This window comes from Streptomyces sp. NPDC056061 (genome assembly GCF_042266885.1).
In the GTDB taxonomy this organism is placed as follows: domain Bacteria; phylum Actinomycetota; class Actinomycetes; order Streptomycetales; family Streptomycetaceae; genus Streptomyces.
The window spans coordinates 1-21,099 of the sequence record NZ_JBHJWQ010000003.1 but is presented as its reverse complement, the minus strand read 5'-3'; the positions used below and the strand labels follow the sequence as shown (position 1 = coordinate 21,099).

General features: G+C 72.0%; 18 protein-coding genes. 2 read left to right on the top strand and 16 right to left on the bottom strand.

The window, feature by feature from the left end; genetic code table 11:
* Nucleotides 1-32: 32 nt before the first annotated feature.
* The 9 genes from ACFC79_RS06170 to ACFC79_RS06130 all read right to left on the bottom strand — a co-directional run bounded on the left by ACFC79_RS06170 (nucleotide 33) and on the right by ACFC79_RS06130 (nucleotide 10,058).
* Complete coding sequence (locus tag ACFC79_RS06170; protein WP_376235890.1) at nucleotides 33-2,270, bottom strand: MMPL family transporter; 2,238 nt, start codon at nucleotides 2,268-2,270, stop codon at nucleotides 33-35.
* Nucleotides 2,271-2,764: 494 nt separating this feature from the next.
* Nucleotides 2,765-3,076 (bottom strand): RNA polymerase sigma factor, encoded by a 312-nt coding sequence (locus tag ACFC79_RS06165; RefSeq protein WP_376235888.1) that lies wholly within the window; start codon nucleotides 3,074-3,076, stop codon nucleotides 2,765-2,767.
* Between the two features lie 416 nt (nucleotides 3,077-3,492).
* Entirely contained in the window at nucleotides 3,493-4,314 is an 822-nt protein-coding gene (locus ACFC79_RS06160) for an enoyl-CoA hydratase/isomerase family protein (protein ID WP_376235885.1), read from the bottom strand.
* Nucleotides 4,311-5,441, bottom strand: coding sequence for a cytochrome P450 (locus tag ACFC79_RS06155; protein ID WP_376236659.1), 1,131 nt, complete (start codon nucleotides 5,439-5,441; stop codon nucleotides 4,311-4,313). The genes ACFC79_RS06160 and ACFC79_RS06155 overlap by 4 nt, the downstream gene beginning before the upstream one ends.
* A 362-nt stretch (nucleotides 5,442-5,803) precedes the next feature.
* On the bottom strand, nucleotides 5,804-7,207 hold the full coding sequence (locus tag ACFC79_RS06150) for a cytochrome P450 (RefSeq protein ID WP_376235883.1): 1,404 nt from the start codon (nucleotides 7,205-7,207) through the stop codon (nucleotides 5,804-5,806).
* Nucleotides 7,208-7,488: 281 nt separating this feature from the next.
* Nucleotides 7,489-8,079, bottom strand: coding sequence for an ATP/GTP-binding protein (locus ACFC79_RS06145; RefSeq protein ID WP_376235881.1), 591 nt, complete (start codon nucleotides 8,077-8,079; stop codon nucleotides 7,489-7,491).
* Entirely contained in the window at nucleotides 8,054-8,428 is a 375-nt protein-coding gene (locus ACFC79_RS06140) for a DUF742 domain-containing protein (protein WP_376235879.1), read from the bottom strand. The genes ACFC79_RS06145 and ACFC79_RS06140 overlap by 26 nt, the downstream gene beginning before the upstream one ends.
* Nucleotides 8,425-8,829 carry a roadblock/LC7 domain-containing protein gene (locus tag ACFC79_RS06135; RefSeq protein WP_376235877.1) on the bottom strand — a complete coding sequence of 135 codons (405 nt, stop codon included), beginning with the start codon at nucleotides 8,827-8,829 and terminating at the stop codon, nucleotides 8,425-8,427. The genes ACFC79_RS06140 and ACFC79_RS06135 overlap by 4 nt, the downstream gene beginning before the upstream one ends.
* Nucleotides 8,826-10,058, bottom strand: a complete 1,233-nt coding sequence (locus ACFC79_RS06130; protein ID WP_376235874.1) for an ATP-binding protein — start codon at nucleotides 10,056-10,058, stop codon at nucleotides 8,826-8,828. The genes ACFC79_RS06135 and ACFC79_RS06130 overlap by 4 nt, the downstream gene beginning before the upstream one ends.
* Nucleotides 10,059-11,918: 1,860 nt before the next feature.
* Between ACFC79_RS06130 and ACFC79_RS06125 the strand changes: the two genes are divergently transcribed.
* Nucleotides 11,919-12,509, top strand: a complete 591-nt coding sequence (locus ACFC79_RS06125; protein WP_376235871.1) for an isochorismatase family protein — start codon at nucleotides 11,919-11,921, stop codon at nucleotides 12,507-12,509.
* 429 nt (nucleotides 12,510-12,938) lie between these two features.
* Here the strand turns inward: ACFC79_RS06125 and ACFC79_RS06120 are convergent, their stop codons facing one another.
* Nucleotides 12,939-14,078, bottom strand: a complete 1,140-nt coding sequence (locus ACFC79_RS06120) for a hypothetical protein (protein ID WP_376235869.1) — start codon at nucleotides 14,076-14,078, stop codon at nucleotides 12,939-12,941.
* Between the two features lie 262 nt (nucleotides 14,079-14,340).
* Here ACFC79_RS06120 and ACFC79_RS06115 point away from each other — a divergent pair, with 262 nt between their 5' ends.
* Nucleotides 14,341-15,123: a polysaccharide deacetylase family protein gene (locus tag ACFC79_RS06115; RefSeq protein WP_376235866.1), complete on the top strand. Its 783-nt coding sequence runs from the start codon at nucleotides 14,341-14,343 to the stop codon at nucleotides 15,121-15,123.
* A gap of 515 nt (nucleotides 15,124-15,638) precedes the next feature.
* Here ACFC79_RS06115 and ACFC79_RS06110 read toward each other — a convergent pair.
* The 6 genes from ACFC79_RS06110 to ACFC79_RS06085 form a co-directional block, all read right to left on the bottom strand.
* The gene (locus tag ACFC79_RS06110) at nucleotides 15,639-16,268 is read right to left on the bottom strand and encodes a sigma-70 family RNA polymerase sigma factor (RefSeq protein ID WP_376235863.1); all 630 of its coding nucleotides are present in this window, start codon (nucleotides 16,266-16,268) and stop codon (nucleotides 15,639-15,641) included.
* Nucleotides 16,269-16,517: 249 nt separating this feature from the next.
* Entirely contained in the window at nucleotides 16,518-17,402 is an 885-nt protein-coding gene (locus ACFC79_RS06105) for a hypothetical protein (protein WP_376235860.1), read from the bottom strand.
* A gap of 136 nt (nucleotides 17,403-17,538) precedes the next feature.
* Entirely contained in the window at nucleotides 17,539-18,057 is a 519-nt protein-coding gene (locus tag ACFC79_RS06100; RefSeq protein WP_376235857.1) for a copper chaperone PCu(A)C, read from the bottom strand.
* Nucleotides 18,057-20,345 carry a heavy metal translocating P-type ATPase gene (locus tag ACFC79_RS06095; RefSeq protein ID WP_376235854.1) on the bottom strand — a complete coding sequence of 763 codons (2,289 nt, stop codon included), beginning with the start codon at nucleotides 20,343-20,345 and terminating at the stop codon, nucleotides 18,057-18,059. The genes ACFC79_RS06100 and ACFC79_RS06095 overlap by 1 nt, the downstream gene beginning before the upstream one ends.
* Entirely contained in the window at nucleotides 20,345-20,572 is a 228-nt protein-coding gene (locus tag ACFC79_RS06090; RefSeq protein ID WP_376235852.1) for a hypothetical protein, read from the bottom strand. Before ACFC79_RS06090 ends, ACFC79_RS06095 begins: the two co-directional genes overlap by 1 nt.
* A gap of 203 nt (nucleotides 20,573-20,775) precedes the next feature.
* A complete protein-coding gene (locus tag ACFC79_RS06085) occupies nucleotides 20,776-20,940 on the bottom strand; it encodes a hypothetical protein (RefSeq protein WP_376235850.1) in 165 nt (54 codons plus the stop codon).
* Between the last annotated feature and the right edge of the window lie 159 nt (nucleotides 20,941-21,099).

The window sequence follows — 21,099 nt, the reverse complement described above, 5'->3', positions numbered from 1 at the left end:
GCCGGGTGCGGGAACGGATCCGGGGCGGGTCGTCACACGCGTACGGGGTCGGGTGCCGTTTCCGCCGCGTCCGTGGGCACGGCCGTCGGCCCGCTCCGGCCCAGGCGCTCGCCCTCCACGTCCACCTGGGGCACGAACCGGTCCAGCCACCGGGGCAGCCGCCACGCACGGTCGCCGAGCAGGGCCAGAACGGCGGGGACGATCGTCATGCGGACGACGAAGGCGTCGAAGAAGACGGCGGCGGCGAGGCCCACGCCCATCATCTTGATCATCGAATCGCTCATCCCGATGAAGCCGGCGAACACCGCGATCATGATGACGGCGGCGGCCGCGACCACCCGGGCGCTGTGCCGGAACCCGGTGACGATCGCCTGACCGGGCCGTTCGCCGTGGACGTACGCCTCCCGTATCCGGGTCACCAGGAAGACCTCGTAGTCCATGGCCAGGCCGAAGACCACACCGATGAGGAAGATCGGCATCATGCTCATCACGGGACCGGTCTGCTCGACACCGAGGGCGTCGGCGAGCCATCCCCACTGGAAGACCGCCACGATCACACCGAAGGCCGCCGCCACGGACAGCAGGAAGCCGAGCGCCGCCTTGAGCGGGACCAGCAGGGACCGGAAGACGACCATCAGGAGCAGGAACGCCAGGCCGACGACGAGCGCGAGGTAGGGCACCAGGGCGTCGCTGAGTTTCTGCGACACGTCGATGTTCACCGCGGTGGTGCCGGTGACGAGCATGGTCGCGCCGGTCTCCGACTTCAGCCCGGGTGCTTCGTCGCGGATCGTGCGGACGAGGTCCGTGGTGTCCGAGGAGCTCGGGCCGGTGGAGGGCACGGCGGTGAGGACGGCGGTGTCGCCGGCCTCGTTGAAGGCGGGGGGTGTCACGGCAACGATGCCGTCGGTGCCGGTGAGCTCCTTCGCGGCCCGCGCCGCAGCGCCCTTCCGGTCGCCGGACGCCTTGGCGTCGATGACGACGGTGAGCGGCCCGTTGAACCCGGGGCCGAATCCGTCGGCCAGGGCGTCGTAGGCGCGGCGCTTGGTGCTGGAGGTGGGCTGCGACTCGTCGCCGGGCATGCCGAGCTGGAGATCGAGGGCCGGTACGGAGACCAGGCCGAGGCCGAGGATGCCGAGTACGAGGACCATGAGGGGGCGACGGACCACGAAGCGGGCCCACCGGGTGCCCAGCCGGGGCCCGGCGGCGTCCGTGCCCCCGGCGCGGGGGTTCCGGGCGCGGCGCCCGCTCCCGGAGGAGCCCCTGCTGCCGCGCGGCAGGACGGCCCGCTGGAAGAAACCGAGCAGCGCGGGCAGCAGGGTCATCGCGACAAGTACGGCGATCACGACAGTGCTCGCCGCGGCGAGGCCCATCTTGGTGAGGACGGGAATGTTCACCACGGCCAGCCCCGCCAGGGCGATGACCACGGTGAGGCCAGCGAACACCACGGCGGAACCCGCCGTCCCCACGGCGCGGGCGACGGCCTCCTCGGCGTCGTGCCCCTCGGCACGTTCCGTCCGGTAGCGGGAGACGATGAACAGGGCGTAGTCGATGCCGACCGCGAGCCCCAGCATCATGGCGAGCGTGGTGGTCGTGGTGGACATCCCGATGGCGATGATCGACGCCACGCCGACACCGACGCCGATGATCGCGGTGAGCAGCGGGAGGCCCGCCGCGGCCAGCGAACCGAAGGTGATCAGCAGGACGACCGCCGCGGCGGCGATACCGACGAGCTCCGTCGTGCCGCCCAACTCGGCGTCCGCCTGGAGCGCCGAACCGCCGAGCTCGACCGTCAGACCGGCCTTGCGCCCGTCCTCCGCGGCGTCCTCCAGCGCCTTGGTGGTGGCGTCGGTGAGGTCGATGCTCTGGACGTCGTACGAGATGGTCGAGTACGCGGTCCTGCCGTCCTTGCTGATGGCCCCGGCCATGTCGAACGGGTTGAGGGCACCCTTGACCTGCGGGCCGCCCGCGACGTTTGCGACGACCTTCTCGACGGCCGCCCTGTTGGCGCCCGCCGTCACCTTCTGGCCCTCGGGGGCGACGAAGACGATGCGGGCGTCGGCGCCGTTGGAGTTCTGGCCGGGGAACCGCTGGTCCAGCAGGTCGAACGCCCGCTGCGACTCCGTGCCGGGCATCGAGAACCCGTCCTCGGCGGCGGTGGGTGCCTTGGCCGCGGCGAAGGCGCAGGCGGCGAGGACGGCCACCCAGAGCAGGGCGACGAGCCGCCGCCTCCGGAAGGAAAAGCGTCCTAGTCGGTAGAGGAAGGTGGCCACGAAGAGGCGCTCCAGTCTGGATCGGGCGACGGATCGACGGCACGAGTGCCGCTCTCCGGCCGTGCCGGGGCCGCGCCGGGACACGGCGGGGGAACGGCGGGGCCGGAGGAATACCTCAATCCTTCGTGGCCGGGGGCGTCATCGTCGTCGTGCACCTGCATGGAGTCCTGCGTACTGTCGATGCAGTACGTACCGCGCCCGCCCTCCGCCCTGTTCAGGACGGTGGGAGTACGCCGTGTCGTCCCCGCGACGACGGGGCCGGTGGGTTCCCGACGGGCCGGTGGCTCCCCGACAGGGCCGGTGGGGCCAGTGGGGCCGGTGGTCCCTGACGGGGCTGGTGGGGCCGATGGGAGAGGCATCACGGCGGGGCATCGGCCGAGAGCGACCGGGACCGGCCGAAACGGACCGGGACCTGCTGAAGCGGACCGTGCCGACCGGGATTCCGAGCGCCTCCGCGGCGGCCGTGTACTCCAGGCCCTCCCACAGGCAGAGAGTCAGAACCTCGCTCGGGGCGGCGCAGCGCGGCCGGCACGGCACAGCGCGGCCGCCGGACGCCGTCGGTCGTCGACCCGGCCGGCGACCTCCTCCGCGTGGTCGGGCACCGACATCTCGGCCCTGGCCGCGGCGGTGGCCGCCGCCCGGTGGCGCCGGTTGCTCCTGGTCTGGTTGCGCGCCGTGTTGGTGGCGATGCCCAGCAGCCAGGGACGCAACGAGCCGCCCTCCGGATCGACGCGCTCGTGCAGCCGCCACGCCTCCATGAACGTCGCCGCCATCACGTCCTCGGCCGTGGCCCAGTCGGCGGTCATTCGGAACGCGTGGTTGTACACCGAGCGGGTGTAGCCGTCGAAAAGCTTCGCGAACGCGCCGGGCTCCCCGTGCCCGTATCCGGGTACGCATATGTGTGCTCACCCCTCTCGGCTGTCCGGCACCCCGAGCGAGGGAGGTTTCCGTGACCTGTGTCACGGAGGTGGTGGGGTGGGGTCCACCCGGCGGCGGCAGAGCGGCGCGGCGCGGCAACGGTTCCGGACCGCAGCAGGGGCGCGGGCGTACCGGGCCGCCCGGAATCGGCGCAGGGGACCCGCGTCCGGAACAGGCGGGCGGACGAGGGCGGCGTCGGCCGCGGGGCCGGCGCAGGCGGCTCGTGTTCGGCGGGTCCGTCGGGTCCGGCGGGTCCGTCGGGTCCGGCGGGTCCGTCGGGTCCGGTGCGGCGGCGTCGCCGGATTCAGCGCGCCCGTGCGGCTCCCGCCGCGCTCCCCCCGGTGTCCCGCGGCCTGCGGGTCGCGGCGGCGACGGTGGCCATCAGTTCCGCGTCCAGGACGGCGGGATCGGCCAGCCGGGTCGGGGCGGCGTACGAGTTGAGCAGGGCCTTCGTGACCCGCAGCGCGGCCTCCGGGCGGCGCACGAGGGGCTTGGCCCAGGCGGTGACGGCGGCGTCGAGCTCGTCCTCGGGCACGACGCGCTGGAGGATCGACAGCTCGTGCGCCTCCGCGGCGTCGAAGGCGCGCCCGGTCAGGATCAGTTCACGGGTGCGTGCGGCGCCGACCTCGTGGATCAGCCGCGGCAGCACGCCGCCCCAGGCGGTGGGCAGCCCGAGCGCCAGTTCCGGCAGGCGGAAGCCGGAGGTGTCGGCGCCGACCCGCAGGTCGCAGGCGAGCGCCAGGGCCAGCCCCGCGCCGATCGCCTTGCCCTGGATCCGGGCGATGGTGACGGCCTGCCCGGTCGAGAGTGCCTCGCAGACCCGACGGGCCTTGTCGCCGGCGACCCGGATTCCCCGCCCGGTGGGGTCCTCGTCGAGCCAGTCGGCGAACTCGCCCCGGTCGCCGCCGAGGCAGAAGTCGTCCCCGGCCCCGCTGAGCACCAGTACCCGCACCTCCGGATCGGGCACGGCCAGCACGGCCAGCAGGTCGTCCAGCATCGCCTCGGTGACGGCGTTGCCGGAGGCGGGGCAGTTCAGTTCCACGCGCAGGACGGGGCCCTCGCGCACGGTGCGCACGGTGCGGGCGCGCATGCGCGCGGACAGCCGGTCGGCGAGCGAGAGCTTCATATCGCCACACCCATCGAGACCACGCGCCGGAAGACCAGGCGGGAGGCGTAGGCGGGCGGTGTCGCGACCCGCAGAGTGGGGAAACGTTTCAGTAGCTGGGTGAGGAGGGTGCGCGCCTCCAGCCGGGCCAGTGCCGCGCCCAGGCAGTAGTGCACGCCGCCGCCGAAGGTGAGGTGGGTGCCGCTGCGCTCGATGTCGAAGGCGTCCGGGTCCTCGTTGCGCCGCGGGTCGTGGTTGGCGGCCCCGTACAGCACGTGGACCATGCTGTCCTTCGCGACCGGGACGCCCGCCAGCACGGTGTCCTCGGCGGCGACCCGGGTGTTGATCTGGATGGGCGGGTCGTACCGGAGAACCTCGTCGACCGCGGCGTCGATGTGCCCGGGGTGCTCCGCGAGCCACTCCCAGCGGCCGGGCTCCCCGAGCAGCAGTCCCACCATGGCCGACAGCAGCGTCGCGGTGGTCTCCAGCGAGGCGATGGTGACGAACATGGTGAGGCGGTAGAGGATCTCGTCGGCCTTCTCGCGGTCCGGCTCCGCCGCGTCCCAGTGGTGGATCCAGCCCGTCAGGACATCGTTGCCGGGGTTCGCGCGGCGCTGTCGCAGCAGCTCGGTGAAGTACCTGCGCAGCCGCAGGGTCGCCTCCGCGGAGACGTTGAGCTCACTCCTGGTGGGGAGCAGTTCCTGGGCGTGCACCTGGTTGTGGGTGATCTCCAGGATGTGCGGGTAGTCCTCGGGCGGGATGCCCAGCCAGGAGCCGATGGTGCTGATCGGGAGCTGCTCGCTGACCGTGCTGACGAAGTCGGCCTCGCCCCAGCGCAGCTTGTCGGCGAGCTCGTCGAGCAGGCGCGTGACGTGCGCCTCCACCTGCGGGGTCAGCCGCTGGATGGTGGAGCGGTCGAAGAGGTTGCCGAGGCTGCGGCGCTGGCAGGTGTGCTCGGGCGCGTTGAGGCGGGAGAGCGTCTTGGTCATCTCCCGGGTGGCGACCGCGTCCCAGCGCTCGGTGTCCGCCTGGCGTTCCTGCCAGGCGAAGTCCGGAGCGAGCCAGTCGCGGCCGCGAAGCACTTCGCTGCACGTGTCGTAGCCCGTGACGAAGTACGCGTCCCAGGGAGCGCGTACGACGTCCCCCATGCCTCTCAGCTCGGCAAGCAGGCCGTAGGGATCGGCCTGCCCCTCGGGCGATTTGAGGCGGCGTAGGAGGGAGATCAGGGCACGGCGGTCGTCGACGGGCCGTTCGGTGCCGCTTGCAGCGCTCACGCAGTGTTCCTTGATCGGGGCTCATGGTAGTTACGGCCAGAACCTACCCCTCCGTATATCGCCGCCAAGCGTCGATCTCTGTTGTCCCTATCACAGAGAAATGCCCCGGTGACCCCTTGTCATATGTCGATCGTCGGTCAACTCCCTTTTAGATCAAGGCAAGTTATGAGTAAAAGCTGCCCGATTTCGGTCACTGTTCACCTTGGCCGCACCGGAAATCGGATATCGGACGGTGGTCACACCCGGAAGACGTCGAGGAAGGAACTCCACCAGCCCTTGGTCTTCCGCTGCGGTTCCACGGCCTCGTGGCGCGCCGCGGGTATGCCCTCGGAGGCGGCGACACGGGGGGAGACGGCGGATGTCGCGCTCGCCGAAGCCGCGACGTGCGTGGTACGGCGCGGAGCGCTCGGGCTGAACCGGACCGGCAGCGCCACCAGCGCGCGGTGGAACGGGCCCGGCCGCCACTCGACGCCCGAGGCCGGGACGGCGAGAGCCAGGTCCGGCACGCTGTTGAGAACCTTCTCGATCGCGGTCAGGGCGATGAGCTGGGCCGGGGACTTCGCCGGGCAGACGTGCGGGCCGGCGCCCCAGGCCAGATGCGCGCCCTTGCTCAGGGTCTGGCGGGCGCTGGTGAGCGCCGGGTCGCTGTTCGCCGCGGCGAAACTGATCAGCACGGGCGTTTCCGCCTTCAGCGTCACGCCACCCAGGTCGATGTCCTGGACCGGGAAGTGCGTCGCGTAGTTGGCGATCGGCGGGTTGTTCCACAGCACGTCGTCGAGGGCGTCCTCGACGAGCATCCCGGCACCGCGCCGCTGCTGGTGTCCGGTCTCCTCCGACAGCAGCAGGAGCAGGGCGTTGGCGATGAGGTTGCGCTCCGGCTCGATGCCCGCGCCCATCAGCATGACGAGCTGGTCCTTGAGCTCCTCGTCCCGCAGGCCCGCCGGGTGCTGGATGAGCCAGGAGGTGATGTCCTCGCCGGGCTGCCGCCGCTTGAGCGCCACCAGCTCCATCAGGCACTCCGTCAGCTCCGTGTTGGCCCGCAGCACGTCCTCGCCGTCGAAGATCGCCGACATGCTGCGGGTGAGCCGGTCGCCGATGTCGCCGGGGCAGCCGAAGAGCTGGTTGAACAGCAGCAGCGGCAGCAGCTTGGCGTAGTCGCCCAGCAGGTCCGCGGAGCCGCGCTCGATGAACTGGTCGATCAGGTACTCGGCGATCCGCTCGACGTCCCGGCTGAGCCGGGTGGTGTTGAGACGGCTCAGGCTCTCGGTGACCGCCTTGCGCAGCCGCAGATGCTCGGTGCCGTCCGTGAACAGGCAGTTGGGGCGGTACGCCATCATCGGCAGCACCGGGCTGTCGAGCGCGATGCGCCCTTCCCGGAGCGCCGCCCACCGCCGCGAGTCGCGGGCGAAGTACGACGGGTTCTGCAGCACCCGGAGCGCGGCCTCGTGCTGCACGACCAGGGTGGCATCCACCCCGGGGGCCAGCTCGATCGGGGCCGCGGGCCCGTGCGCCCGGAACGCGTCGTACGCGCGCTGCGGATCGGACGCGAACTCGGGCCCGTAGAGCGAGGTCTGCCGCTCACCGTGCATCGGGCACCCGGCGGGGGCGCTGTACGGGCTGGTGCCCGGAGACGAGTCCATGTGTTGATACCTCGATGTGATCGCGGGCCCGCGGGACCCGGACGGGGGACGGGGGAAGGCGGTTCGGGCCACCCGTACCGCAGCATGACGGAGCGACAAAACGGTGGGCGCGGCGGGGGCCGTACGACCGTGCGCGACGGTGCCGGGCGGCACGGCCGCAGACGCACGCACGGGCACGTACGAACGGGCACGCACGGCCGACGGCGTACGGCGGCCGTCGCGCACACCGGCCCGGCCGCCGCCGCGCCGGTCCGGCGACCGGCCGCGGCGGACGACGCGGGTCAGGCCACGCGCGCGAGAAGGTGCTGGACCAGGGTGATCAGGGCCTGCGCGGACGACTTCTCGTCCCGGGCGTCGCAGTACACGACCGGGGTGTCCGGCAGCAGATCGAGCGCCTCGCGCAACTCCTCCTCGGCGTGCCGGGAGTACGGGTCGAAGCTGTTGACCGCGACCGCGTACTCCAGCCCGTACGTCTCGACAAGGTCGATCACCGGGAAGGTGTCCGCGAGCCGGGCCGGGTCGACGAGGAGCAGCGCGCCGAGCGAGCCGCGCGCCATGTCCTCCCACAGCTCGACGAAGCGCTGCTGGCCCGGCGTGCCGAACAGGTACAGCACCAGTTCTTCGCTGAGGGTCAGTCGGCCGAAGTCCAGCGCGACCGTCGTGGTGACCTTGTCGGGCGCGCCGCGCAGGTCGTCGACGTGCGCCCCCGCCTGGGTCATCCGCTCCTCGGTGCGCAGCGGGGTGATCTCGGAGAGGGTGCCGATGAGCGTCGTCTTGCCCACCGCGAAGTGTCCGACGACGAGGATCTTCGCCGCACGCCGCACCGCGTCCGGCACATAGATGTTCTCAGCCGAACCGGACGTGGAGTCCATGCAACACCTCTTCGAGGATCTTCCTGTCAACTAGCTGAGCCGGCGGTGGCGCCTTGCGGCGCATCAGGTGACCTTGTTCCGCTAAATCGTTGAGCAGCAGCCTGGCGACCCCCACCGGCAACGCCAGACGGCCCGCGACCTCGGCCACCGCCAGGAAGCCGCCCGAGCACAGGTCCCAGATCGCCCGGACCTCCGGACTCTGGTTCGGGGGCCGCTGACGGTCGGGGGCGATGGTGACGAGAGTGACGAGGGACAGCCCCTCCGCGTCGGGCAGGCCGCGCCCCCCGGTGATGACGTAGGACCGGACGAACCCGCTGTTGACCGACTGCTCCTCGCCCGGCGCCGTCATATGTCGCTGCCGACGTTCAGGCGGGGAGGCGTGGTCATGGCCTTCCCGAGCGCGGTGACCTGCTGCTGCATGCGGAACGACATGGCCTCCATGTCCACGTCCGCGGCGGCGGCCGCCGCCAGGTAGGCGCCGGAGCCCGCGGCGATCAGGAAGATCCAGCCCTGCTCGTACTCCAGGAGGGTCTGGCGCCAGCGGCCCGGGGTCTGGGCCCCGATGAACGGCGCGACGGCCCGGCTCAGCGACTGCATGGAACTCATCGCCGCCGCCACGGTCTCCGCGTCGTCCCGGCCGATCTCGCTGGAGTTGGCCAGCAGCAGACCGTCGGCGGAGACGAGGATCGCATGCCGCGCGCCGGGTACCTGGAGCACATCATTGAGTACCCAGGAGAGATCGGGGTTCACTGGATCTCGGGTCCTTCCATCGTCGTCGTGTCACGTCCGGACCGGGTTCCGCGCTGGAACGCGCCCAGGCGGGAGGCGGTCTCCTCGTTGCTGCGCATCGGCGCGGGCTCGGCCGAAGGCACCGCCGACACCGGGCTCTTGCGACGACGCTTGGGCAGGCCGCCGGCGGTGGTGAACGGCGCCGGGGAGTGCGCGGCGGGGGCCGGCTGCGGATGCGGGGGGAACAGCGGGGTCGGGGCCGGAGCGGGCTCCTGGCGGCGGGGCAGCGTCGACACTCCGGCGTCGTGGGGGACCGGGGCCGGGACGGCCGGTGCGGGTGCGGGCGCGTCGGCGGTGAGCAGCTCGTCGGGCAGCAGGACCACCGCGCGTACACCTCCGTAGGGGGACACGGAGTCCACCGAGACCTTGAAGCCGTAACGGGCGGACAGCACGCCGGAGACGGCGAATCCGAACTGCGGCGGGATGCCCAGGCTGGAGACGCTGATCGCGGCCTGGGGGGCGAGGAGGGCCGCCGCGCGGTCCTTCTCCTCCTGGCCCATGCCGAGGCCCGCGTCGTCGATGATGAGGCAGACGCCCTTCGGCACGGCCTGGATGTTGATCTCGACCGGGGTGCCGGGGGCGGAGTAGTTGGTGGCGTTGGCCAGCAGCTCGGCGAGGACCACCGCAACCGGTTCCACGGCCTTGCTGACCACCGAGAAGTTGACCTGGCCGTTGACCCGGACCCGGTCGAACTGCCGGATGCGGCCCTGGGCGCTGCGCGCCACGTCGAAGACGGAGGCCACGGTCTCCCGGCGGCCGAGCCAGCCGCCGCACAGTACGGCGATGCCCTGCGCCCGGCGCCCGAACTGGCTGTTGGCGTGGTCGATGGCCATCAGGTCGGCGAGCATGTCGGGGTCGTCGCCGTGCTTCTTCTGGGCGTTCTCGATGACCACCTGCTGCTCGTCCGCGAGCCCCTGGAGCGTACGGACAGCCGCCTTGAGGACGGCCTTGGTCTCCTCCTCGGCGTCCTTGCGGACCTCCGACATCTCGGCGGTCTGACGGTGGAGCAGGCTCGTGTGCGCAGAGTGGAGTTCGTCCCGTTGGCGTTGCAGGGCATCGCGTTCGCCCCGTAGTTGGGAGTTCTGTCTGCGCAGACCGATGTTGGTCTTGCGAGCCCGCAGGACGGCACCGACGGCGACCAGTGCTACGACAACCAGCGCCCAGAAGAGCGGGCCCTGTACAAATGTCATGAGACTCACTTCAAGTGCCATGGCTGGGAAAGCGGCTTGACGCTCCCTCAGGTGTCCCGCCCCGGGCTGGTCGAGCCACGGCTTGGTTCACGCAGGGAGGGCCCCTCCGAAAACGGGGCCGAGGAATTCATTCCTGCCGGAATGCCCCCACATGCCATCAGCCCACTGGAAGTTAGATGATCTTACCATCGGCATGTTGGGTAATTGTCAAGACGGCCATGCCTGTTGCACTTTTGGCGCGGAATGTTCACATCCGGCACCGAAACCCTGGACCGCGCGGCCTTCGGTAACGGGCGGGAATGTTTACACGAATGTGACGGAAATTCAGCAGCGTCCGACGGCCCCGGGGCGCGGGATGCCGGTCGGGACCCCGACCGCTCCGACCGCCCACGACGCGACGCGGCCGCCCCGCCCCCCACCGGCCTCCATCCGCTCGGCCGCCCACTCTCCGCGTACCCTCCGCGTACTGCCAACCGGCCCCGGGGTGCCTGGCCGAATCGAACCGCTGTCGCATGGTGTCTGCCGTATTGCCCCCTGCTTCGCGGCGTGCGAGGAGCGGCGAGCGCTTCGCGACGGGAGGCCGTGGCGGGAGGCCGCGACGGGGGCCGTGGCGGTGCGTGCCACAGCAATGCGTCACGGCGTCGGCGTGGGGCGCATGAGTCGGGACGCATGGGGTGGGGCGCATGGGGTGGAGGACGCGGTTCGGAGAGCGCGGTGTGAGGGATGTGCGCCCGGCACCGGACGGTCGGACGGCCGGATGGCGTCCGGGTACCGGGCGCAGGGGCGAACACCAGGTGCAAGGCCGAGCGCCAGGGGCGGGAGTGAGTACCGGGGACGTCATGTCGTGAACCACGGAGGGCGTCGCGCCGGACTCCCCGAGGGGAACGGCGACGGGGCGGTTGCCTCGGGGGCGCACCGGGGCCTCACCTGGTGCACGTCGGGGAACACGCCGGGCGCCGCGTCGGGCACGGCGACCTGGCGGGCCCCCGGCCTCGGGCGTCGTCCGTCGTCCCATGTGTACGCGACGCGGTCGATCACGGTCCGGACGCTCGGCGCGACGCTCACGACGCGCTCCGCCAGGGCGTGGGTGGGGGCGCCGGGAAGATGGCGATCCGGGTGAGCCGCCACGTACCCGGCAGACACGGCCCGCAGCAGCCGACGGATTCCCGACGCGACCCGTGGGCTGCTCCCGGAGCGCGGTCTCGACGCGCCACTGGGCTTGATCGTGCGCCGAACCGGGTGCGGGCCGGACGCCCCGCACCGGCGCCACGCCGACCGGAGGCGCCGGTCCGTGACCTCACCGGCGACCTGCTGCCGGAACAGCGGCACGCGGCAGACGGTCGGCGACACCCCGGACACGTGCGCCGCGACCACCCCCGTCGTCCTGCGGCTCGCAGACCGCGCCCTCCGTCTCCCCGCCCTCCTCGGCACCGCCGACCCGCCCGACCGTGTCGGGAGACCGCGACCGGCCGGGCCCGACCGGTCTCCCGACACCTCCGCCGCAGTCCGGACCACAACCACGGAGACCGCCGTACGCGATCCGAGGGCGATCCGCATGCGTACGAGGACATTCCCAAAGAGGCCCGCAAGCAACGGTCAACAGGCAACGGGCAACGGGCAACAGGCGGCAGGCAACGGGCAACAGGCAACGGGCAACAGGAGACAGGCAACAGGAGACAGGCAACAGGAGGCAGGCAACAGGCGGCAGGCGGTCCACGGACATCGGACAACGCTCGGCGTCCCCGATTCTCGCTGATCGGGTGAATGCGGACACATGCCGCCGTCGCGCCCTGCCGTCACACCCCACCGGAGACGGAACCATACGCAGGCGATGGTTCCACTCCGAGGAAAGGGATCCCCGTGCGCCGTGCCCTGATCGTCGTCGATGTGCAAAAGGACTTCTGCGAGGGTGGCAGCGTCCCCGTGAAAGGCGGTGCCGATCGCGCCGTGGCCATTGCCGATCTGGTCCGACGCGGCGACGGGGCGTACGCGCATATTGTTGCCACTCGGGACCACCACATCGATCCGGGTAAACATTTCTCCGAACATCCGGACTTCGTGGATTCCTTTCCCGTGCACTGTGTCGTCGGGGGCGAAGGCGGCGAATTCCATCAGAACTTCGCCCCCGCCGTCGATTCCGGTGCCGTGGACGAGATCTTCTACAAGGGGGCCCACTCCGCCTCGAAGAGCGGTTTCGAGGGGGCGACGGAGGACGGCACACCACTGGCCGACTGGCTGCGCGCCCACGACGTCACCGATGTCGACGTCGTCGGGATCGCCACGGACCACTGCGTCAAGGCCACCGCGCTGGACGGTGTGCGGGCGGGTTTCACGGTCCGGGTCCTGCTCGACTACACCGCCGGTGTTGCCGCCGACTCCACCGACACCGCGGTGAACGAACTCCGCCGGGCGGGCGTCGCGCTGAGCGGCGAGCCCGTCGTCATCGCCTGAGCCGGGCGGGCCCGAAGCGTCGGCGAAGTCGGCTGCCGTGGTACCCGCTCACCGGCCGTGACGGAATCGTGTGCGGCAGAAGATTTCATATGAGCCCATATGAGTTCATGTGCCATGGATGTCGAGGCCGGGTTGCCGTGTCCGCTCCCCCGGAGGCAGTCGAAGCGTCGGTCCGGGTCAAGTCGGCGCGCCCAGGACATCGGGTGACGCCGACAATTCCTCATCCCCGCCCGGTCATTCACGCTTTCGGTGATTCGGTGATTCGGTGATTCGGTGATTCGGCGGGAAAGGTGATGCGGTCACTCGTTTTCGGGCGCTCGGCACAGGGCGGGAAATATGTACGGAAGGCGTGCCGGCCCGGTCGGCGAGGTCGACTGACCCGCCCAGCCGCCACCGGACCACGACAACCCGCGGGCAGAAGCTGACGTCTCAGGGCTTCGCCGGCAGCTTCAGGTCCGCGCAGTTTCCGCGTCGTACCCGGTCGTTCGCGAACGCCGCCACGTACTCGCGCAGCAGTACGCGCTGCTCCTTCCGTTCGGCGGCTGTCGGAGGCTCGTACTTCTCTCCCGTCTCCCGTTGGGGGCGGTAGTCGTAGCCCCAGTGCGCGGCGAAGCCGACGTTCTCGCCGTCGCACGTGGCGACGGCCCAGGCCCTGTCCTCGGTCAGTGCGGGTTTCCAGTCGGCTCCCCTGCCCAACGGCAGCGGACCGGGTCCCGATCCGAACTCGCGTATCCCGGGGGCCCAGTCACCGCGCCAGTGGGTGAGCTCGACGAGCGGTCTGCCCGTCCTGCTCTTGCGCCGGTACGCGTCGTCGGCGTCCGTCTTCGGCGCGTACAGGGTGCACCGTCCGACGACTCCGCCGTCGGCGATGGCGATACGGACCTGCCCGTCGCGCCCCTCCTCCGGGACACGGGTCGTGGCGAGGGCGTTGCAGGCCGTCCCCTTCGCCTTGGCCCGCGGCACGTACGCGCCCGTGTCCGGCACCGCCCCGTCCTCCGGCGCGGGCAGCGGCTCGCCACCGCATCCGAGCTTCCCGGTCACCTCGTTCGTCATCCGTACCGCGAGCCGCAGCATGGCCGCCTTCTCCTCGCGGGTCTTCGCGAAGTACGTCCAGGTGCTCACCAGCAGTCGGCGGGGCTTCCCGGACGGCCCGTCGCCGTCGCGCGGGCACTCGGGCATGAGGTGGACGAGGCTGTTCTCGTCCTCGAAGCCCGGCAGCCCACCCGGGAGCACGGCGTGCGGCGGATGCGCACTGCCGACGGACGACAGCTTCCTGTCCCGCTCCCATCCTTCCGGATACGTGTCGACGGCGACCACGACCTTGTCCCGCTCGTCCTTCAGCACACAGTGGTACTGGCCCGAGTCCAGGTCGAAGGACTCCCGTTCCGTCCCGAGCCGCGCGTCCGTCCGTACCGTCCTCAGATCGCCCTGCGGCAATTTGCCGCCGCACGCCTCACGTGCCAGCCACCAGTCCTTCACCGGCGCCCGGACCGAGAACCCGACGACGACCAGGACGACCAGCGCACAGGCCGATCTCCACCACCACCGGTGCCGTGCCCCGTTGCCCACCCGTTCCTCCGCTCAGTGCTACGCCACTTCCGGCCAGTGACGCGGCGTTGTATCTCACCCGGTGGAGGCGTCCGACGCAAGGCAGTTGCCGATGCCCGAGGCAGTCGCGCCCCTGGAATTCGCCTCTGTCGCGAGGCTCCTGCGTTTGTCGCCGGTCCCTTGCGGCTTCGTCCGCGATCGGTAACAGAGGGATCCCGTAGGGGCCTTCGCATCTCTTCATGAGTGCACGGCATCGGTGGAGACGACAAAGGGGCGGGCGGACATGGCAAGGCACAAGGGAAGGGGATGGCACGGCCGGCTTCTCGGGGCGGCGCTCGGGGTGACGGCGGTGGCCGCTGCGGCCTCGGTGTGGACCGCGCAGGCCGACACCGCCGGGGGACGGCGGCCGCAACCGCATGCCTCGGCGCCGGACGCCCGGCAGCAGGACCGGACCGTGGCCAAGGTGTCGGCGGACATCGCGCACGCCTCGGAACGCGGCCCCCGGGGCGTCAACATCACCATCGACGACGGACCGGACCCGGTCTGGACGCCGCAGGTGCTGCAACTGCTGGAGGACAACGGTGTGAAGGCCACGTTCTGCATGGTGGGCACGCAGGCCGAGGCATACCCGGACCTGGTCAAGGAGGTCGTGGCGGCCGGACACCGGCTGTGCAACCACACGGTCTCGCACGACACCGCCATGGACACCAAGTCCGAGGCCTACCAGTCCCAGCAGATCCTGGACGCCGAACGCATGATCACCAAGGCGTCCGGAGGCGTCCGGCCGCAGTACTACCGGGCCCCGGGCGGTGCCTTCACCCCGTACAGTCGGCAGCTCGCCGCGTCCCGGGGGATGCGACCGCTGGGCTGGAACGTCGACACCAAGGACTTCGAACATCCTGGTGCGGACACCATGGTCGCCACCGTCAAGAAGGAGATCTCCAACGGGCCGACCGTCCTCTTCCACGACGCGGGAGGCGAACGTTCCCAGACCCTGGCCGCCTTGCGCGAGGTCCTGCCCTGGCTGAAGCAGCAGGGGTACTCCTTCGGCTTCCCCGTGCGGTGAGTGAGGTTCGCCCGCACCGACATCAGGACCCGCCACCCCCGGCACAGGCGTGAACGCGTCGGCCGTCGCACCTTCCGACCGGTCCCGGACGATCGGGGCCGGCCACGGCAAGACCGCCGAGCCGAGGCAGCCTCCTCCCCGCCGAGGCTTCTCATCCGCCCGGACATCCGTCGCGCTCCGGCGCATCGTCCCGGTGCGCGACTGCCCGGCGGGCCCGCCCCGGTGAAGGACGCCGTACGGCGGCCGAGAAGACCGCGCGGCGGGACCGGGGCCGCCCCGGAGTGGGAAGCGGCCCCGGTGGTGTCGCGCTGAGAGCCGTCCTGTCATCCCTGGCAGGCGCGCGACGACAGATGGGACACCTCGCCGTGTTGTCGGAACGCCCGCATACGTCCCGCATACGTCCCGCACACGTCCCGCACACGTCCCGCATACGTCCTGTATGCGGGCGGCCCTCCGCCTTGCGATGCATCACATCCGACGCCGCGCGCCGATCCACCACGGATGACGGACAGCCCTCAGGCGGCCCGTGCCAGGGCCTCCTCCTCGCCGCGTTCCAGCTGTGCGGTCAGGGCGGTACGCGCGCGGGCCACCCGGGAACGGACCGTGCCGACCGGGCAGCCCGCGGCGCGGGCCGCCTCCGCGTAGGAGAGCCCGAGCAACTGGGTGAGTACGAAAGCCTGTCGGCGGTCGTACGGGAGCTCGGCCAGGAGTTCCTGGAGTGCCACCTCGTCCTCGAAGCCGGGCAGCCCCGTCGGCTGGGCGCGCTCGACGGTCGCGCTCCAGTCGTCGGTGTCGGCGAGCAGGGGACGCGCGGCGGCCCTGCGGAAGTCGTCGACGACGGCGCGGCGCGCGATGGTGAGGAGCCAGGTACGGGCCGAGGAACGGCCCTCGAAGCGGTGCAGGGTGCGCAGCGCGCGCAGGAACGTGTCCTGCGCGAGGTCCTCGGCGGCCTGCGGGTCGGCGGACAGGTGGGCCACATACCGCACGACATCGCGGTGCAGGGCCCGTACGAAGGCGTCGGCAGCCTCTCGGTCCCCGCCGCGGGCGGCGAGCGCCCAGCCGGTCGAGACGGCGTCCTCCGCCGTTCTGTCGCGCGGGCCGGAGGCGCGCTGCGACCCGCGCGGGGCGGGCAGGGTGGTGTTCATCGCCAGGTGTGTCCTTCACGGATCGGTCCGGCACCCGGGCGTCCGGTCACTGCGCGGGGTCGCGCGTCGCGGCCACGGCATGCGGGGCGGCGTGCGGGACGGGTCCGGGTCTCCGGTGAATGGGGCACCCGGGCCCTTCGGGGCCGGGTGTGCCGGAGGACTCCCGCCGCGTGCGGGTACGCCGACGAGCCGGTCGGCGACCGGCCGCGGGCCAGGGGGTGTACGTCCTCCGGAATGCCTGCCGCGTCCTCAGAACGCGGCGAGCACCCCGGGCGGCCCGCGCCGGTCCCGCGCGCGGGCGCACCGCAGGCCCAGCGGCAGCCGGTCGCTCAGACCCCGGTGGGGGCGCAGGCGGCGGCGCGGGGCCGGCAACGGCGCTGTGAGGAGGGGGTGCAGGGGAGCGAGCAGCCGTCCCGCGACCGCGCGCAGGACCTGGAAGGCGGCGCGTTCGCCGCGGGCCAGCCATATGCCGCAGACAAGGGCGGCGAGGACGTGCGCGGCGAGCATCCCCATCGAGGACATTCCGGCCATGTCGTGGCCCATGTGGACCATCGAGTCCATGTGGCCCATGGCGGAGGCGTGTTCCATGCCGGCCGTGTGTTCCATGCCGGTCATCGCGCCGCTCGCGGCCGAGTGGCCCATGCCCGCCATGTGTTCCGTACCGGCCGTGTGGTGCATGCCCGCCATGTGGTGCATGCCCGCCATGTGGTGCATGCCGGCCATGGCGTCCGTCGGTGCCGCGCCCGCTCCGGCCCCGTACGAGCCCGTACCGCCGTACTCCGTGCTGCCGCCGTCCGTTGCGGACAGGCCGTCGTACCGGAGGCGCGCGGGTGATCTCGTGGCGACGGTCTGCTCGACCGCACCCCCGACGGTCCCGAGGGCGGACTGCGCGGCGGCGAACGCGTTGTGCAGCACGCCCTGGGCCGCGACGGCGAGGCCCGTGACGAGCCAGGGGCCTCGCTCGCGGACGGCGAACCACCAGCCGGGGACGGCGAGTGCGAGAAAGCCGGTGGCGAGCACCCAGAGGGGAAGCGGGGCCCCGGACATGAGGACGTGCCCGGTCGCGGCGAGCGTGACGGAGACGGCGGCGAACATCGCCGCTCTCACCACGCGTCCGACCGGTCCCGCTTCCATGGCGCCTCATCCTTCCATCGCGAGGGGCCGGGCGACATGGCAGGGTATCCGGCTTGTCGTCAATGCCGGACAAGCGTCTGCCGGAGAGGAGTTCCGGCATATGCGGTGGGAACGGGTGGTGATGCGGAACATGGCGCTACGGGCTGAGGGGCCGGTCCGTCCTCGTGCCCGGCCGGACCACCACCGCCCGGACCTCCAGCGGCTTCCCGTGCGCGAAACGCAGCGTGAAGGAGACCTCGTCGCCGGGCCGCCACGTCCCCTTCGGCCGTACGGTCACGTCGATCCCGTGCGGGTCCATCGTGAGCCCGTCCCCGGCCGGAACGGTGGCGGAGTCCACCGGCTGCCGGTAGGCGCTTCCGAAGGACGTCATGCGGTGTTCGCTCAGGGCGGGAGGCACGGCCGTGCCGGGCGAGGTGATCTCCACGAGCCGGTCGGCGGAGCCGCCGTCGTTGGTGACGGTGAAGAAGGCGGCGGTCTCCGGCGTCGAGCCGAGCGGTTGGTAGACGTACGCCTCGGTGACGGCCACGTGCGGCGGGCTCCCGGCGCGTCCGATTGCCGTCCAGGTGCCGAGACCGCAGAGGGCGAGCACGCAGGCGAGGACGGGAACACCGGCGGCGGCGAGCGGGGCGCGCAGGCGCGCGGGGACAACGGGCATCAGAGGGCCGCCCTCGGGGAGCGGCGCCGGCGTCGCGCCACGGCTGCTGCTGCGGCGGGCTGCCAGTGGCGCAGGCGGAGGCTGCCCAGCACGACGAGGACCGAGCTGAGGGACATCGCGGCGGCGGCGAGCATCGGGTTGAGCAGGCCCACCATGGCGAGCGGGATGGTGACGACGTTGTAGCCGAAGGCCCACAGCAGGTTGCCGCGGATGGTGACGAGGGTGCGGCGGGCGAGGCGTACGGCATCGGCGAGGGCTTCGATGTCGTCGCGGACGAGGGTGACGTCGGCGGCGCCGATGGCGACATCGGTGCCGGTGCCCATCGCGATACCGAGGTCGGCCCCGGCGAGCGCCGCCGCGTCGTTGACACCGTCCCCGACGACCGCGACCCGTTTCCCCTCCGCACGCAGGGCGCGGACGAGCTCCGCCTTGCGCTCCGGGGTGCAGCGGGAGTACGTCTCGTGGATGCCGAGCGCGGTGGCGACGGCCCGCGCGGGCTCCTCCCGGTCCCCGGTGGCGAGGACGGGGTGCACGCCGAGGCGCCGGAGCCGGTCCACGGCGTGGTAGCTGCCGGGCCGTACGACGTCGCCGAGCGCGAGGACCGCCTCGGGCCGCCCGTCGATACGCACCAGGACGGGGGTGTGGGCGGCGTCCAGAGCGGCGGTGAGGGCCGCGCCCAGTTCCTCGGGCAGTTCACCCTCGGGGGTGCCCACCTCGACGAGCCGCCCGTCCACGTGCCCGCGCACGCCGTTGCCGGGCGTCGCGGCGAAACCGGTGAGCGCGCCGGGTCGTACCGCGCCCTCGCCGAGGGCGCGCTCGGCGTGGAGGACGAGGGCGCGGCCGAGCGGATGCTCGGAGCCGGTCTCGACGGTCGCCGCGAGCCGCAGCACCTCCTTCGCGCCGGGACCTTCCGTGCGCGCGGTGAGCGCGGTGACGGTGAGGTGCCCGGAGGTGAGGGTGCCCGTCTTGTCGAGCACGACGGTGTCGATCTCCCGGAGGGCTTCGAGGGCTTGCGGTCCCTTGACGAGGATGCCGAGCTGGGCGCCTCGGCCGGTGGCCGCCATGAGTGCGGTGGGGGTCGCGAGCCCGAGCGCGCAGGGGCAGGCGACGACGAGGACGGCGACGCACGCCGTGAAGGCGGGCTGAGGATCCGCGCCCGCGCCGAGCCAGAAGCCGAGCACGGTGACGGCGAGGGTGAGGACGACGGGCACGAAGACCCCGGCCACGATGTCGGCGAGCCGCTGGGCGCGGGCCTTCCCGGCCTGGGCCTCGGTGACGAGGGCCGTGATGCGGGCGAGCTGGGTGTCGGCGCCGACGGCCGTCGCACGTACGAGCAGGAGCCCGCCCGCGTTGACCGAGCCGCCCGCGACGGCGGAGCCGGCCGCGACCTCCACGGGCCGCGTCTCACCGGTCACGAGGGACAGGTCCACGGCGGATGTGCCCTCCACGACCTCGCCGTCCGTCGCGACACGCTCCCCGGGCCGTACGAGGAAGACCTGCCCCACCGCGAGGCCCGCGGCCGGGATGGTGCGCTGCACGGCCCCGTCCCGCACCGTCACCTCCTTCACGCCGAGTTCGGCGAGCGCACGCAGGGCGGCCGAGGTGCCGCGCCGGGCGCGGGCCTCCAGGTGGCGGCCGAGGAGGACGAAGAGCGGGACGCCGACCGCTGCTTCGAGATAGACGTGCGCCATCCCGTCCGCGGCGGTGGGCAGCAGGGTGAAGGGCATCCGCATGCCGGGGACACCCGCGCCGCCGAGGAAGAGCGCGTACGAGGACCAGCCGAAGGAGGCGATGACGCCGAGCGAGACGAGCGTGTCCATCGTTGCCGCGCCGTGCCGCAGCCCGCGCCAGGCCCGCTCGTGGAAGGGCCAGGCGCTCCAGAGGGCCACGGGCGCGGCGAGCACGAAGCACAACCACTGCCAGTTGCGGAACTGGAGCGAGGGCACCATCGACAGGACGAGGACCGGGACGGCGAGCAGCGCGGTCACCAGCAGCCGCTGCTGGACACCGGGGCCGGTCTCCTCGTTCTCCCGGTCCTCCCCGGGGGCGGGTGGCTCGGCGAGACGGGCGGTGTAACCGGCCTTCTCGACGGCGGCGACGAGCGCGTCCGTACCGAGAGCCGCCGGGTACTCGACGCGGGCCGTGCCGGTCGCGAGATTGACGGTGGCACGCACGCCCTCCAGGGCACCGAGCTTCTTCTCGACCCTGCGCACGCAGGCCGCGCACGTCATGCCGCCGACGACGAGATCGGTCGTGGCGAGGGTGCGCGCAGCGGTCCGACGGTCCATCAGTGGCCCATTCCGCTCATGTCCCCCATATCGCCCATGTCGTGCGGGCCGGGAGCGTCGTCGTGGCGCGGGACCCCGCGCATGTCGGGGGCGACGGGCCCGGCGAGGTGCCCCACCCCGTACGAGACGGCGAAGAGCGCGACGAGCAGGAGCAGGAAGCCCCCGAGCGGCGCGTACGGCACGGGAACGGAACGCCGTCGGGCGGAGGGCGTCACCGAGTGGTCCATGGGGGAGGCTCCGGCGAGAGTGCGGGTTGTACGGCCCAGAGGTCGGACGGGCCGGCCCGCGAGTTCCCCCGCACTCGGGTGACGCGTGCCACATCACGGTCTCCTGTCACGCGCGTCCCAGGAGCATCACGGCCCGGGACGCGCGCCCGGCACCCGGGAACGCATGAGCCGAGGCCCGTTCGGCCGACGTCGGTCCCCGCGGATCACACCATCACGACGAACATCACCGCCATGCCCAGCGCCATCAGCCCGTGACACCCGAGGAGGACCGACGCCGCATCGAACAGTGGAAGGAATCCGGCCTCGTAGCGGCGTTCGGCGGACCGGGTTGGTACGGGTTCGGCACGACACAGATCGTTATGTGGCATCCCAAGCGCCTTACTTCCGTCTACCTGGCAGAAGATGCCGATCGGCTCCTGCGCCACAGCAAGTTGAGGTTCCCCCGAGATGCGGGGAAAGGTGACAGCAGGTCAGATGGGTTTCATGAGAGGAGCCCAGACGATGCCTGCCCCGAGGAAATATCCGCT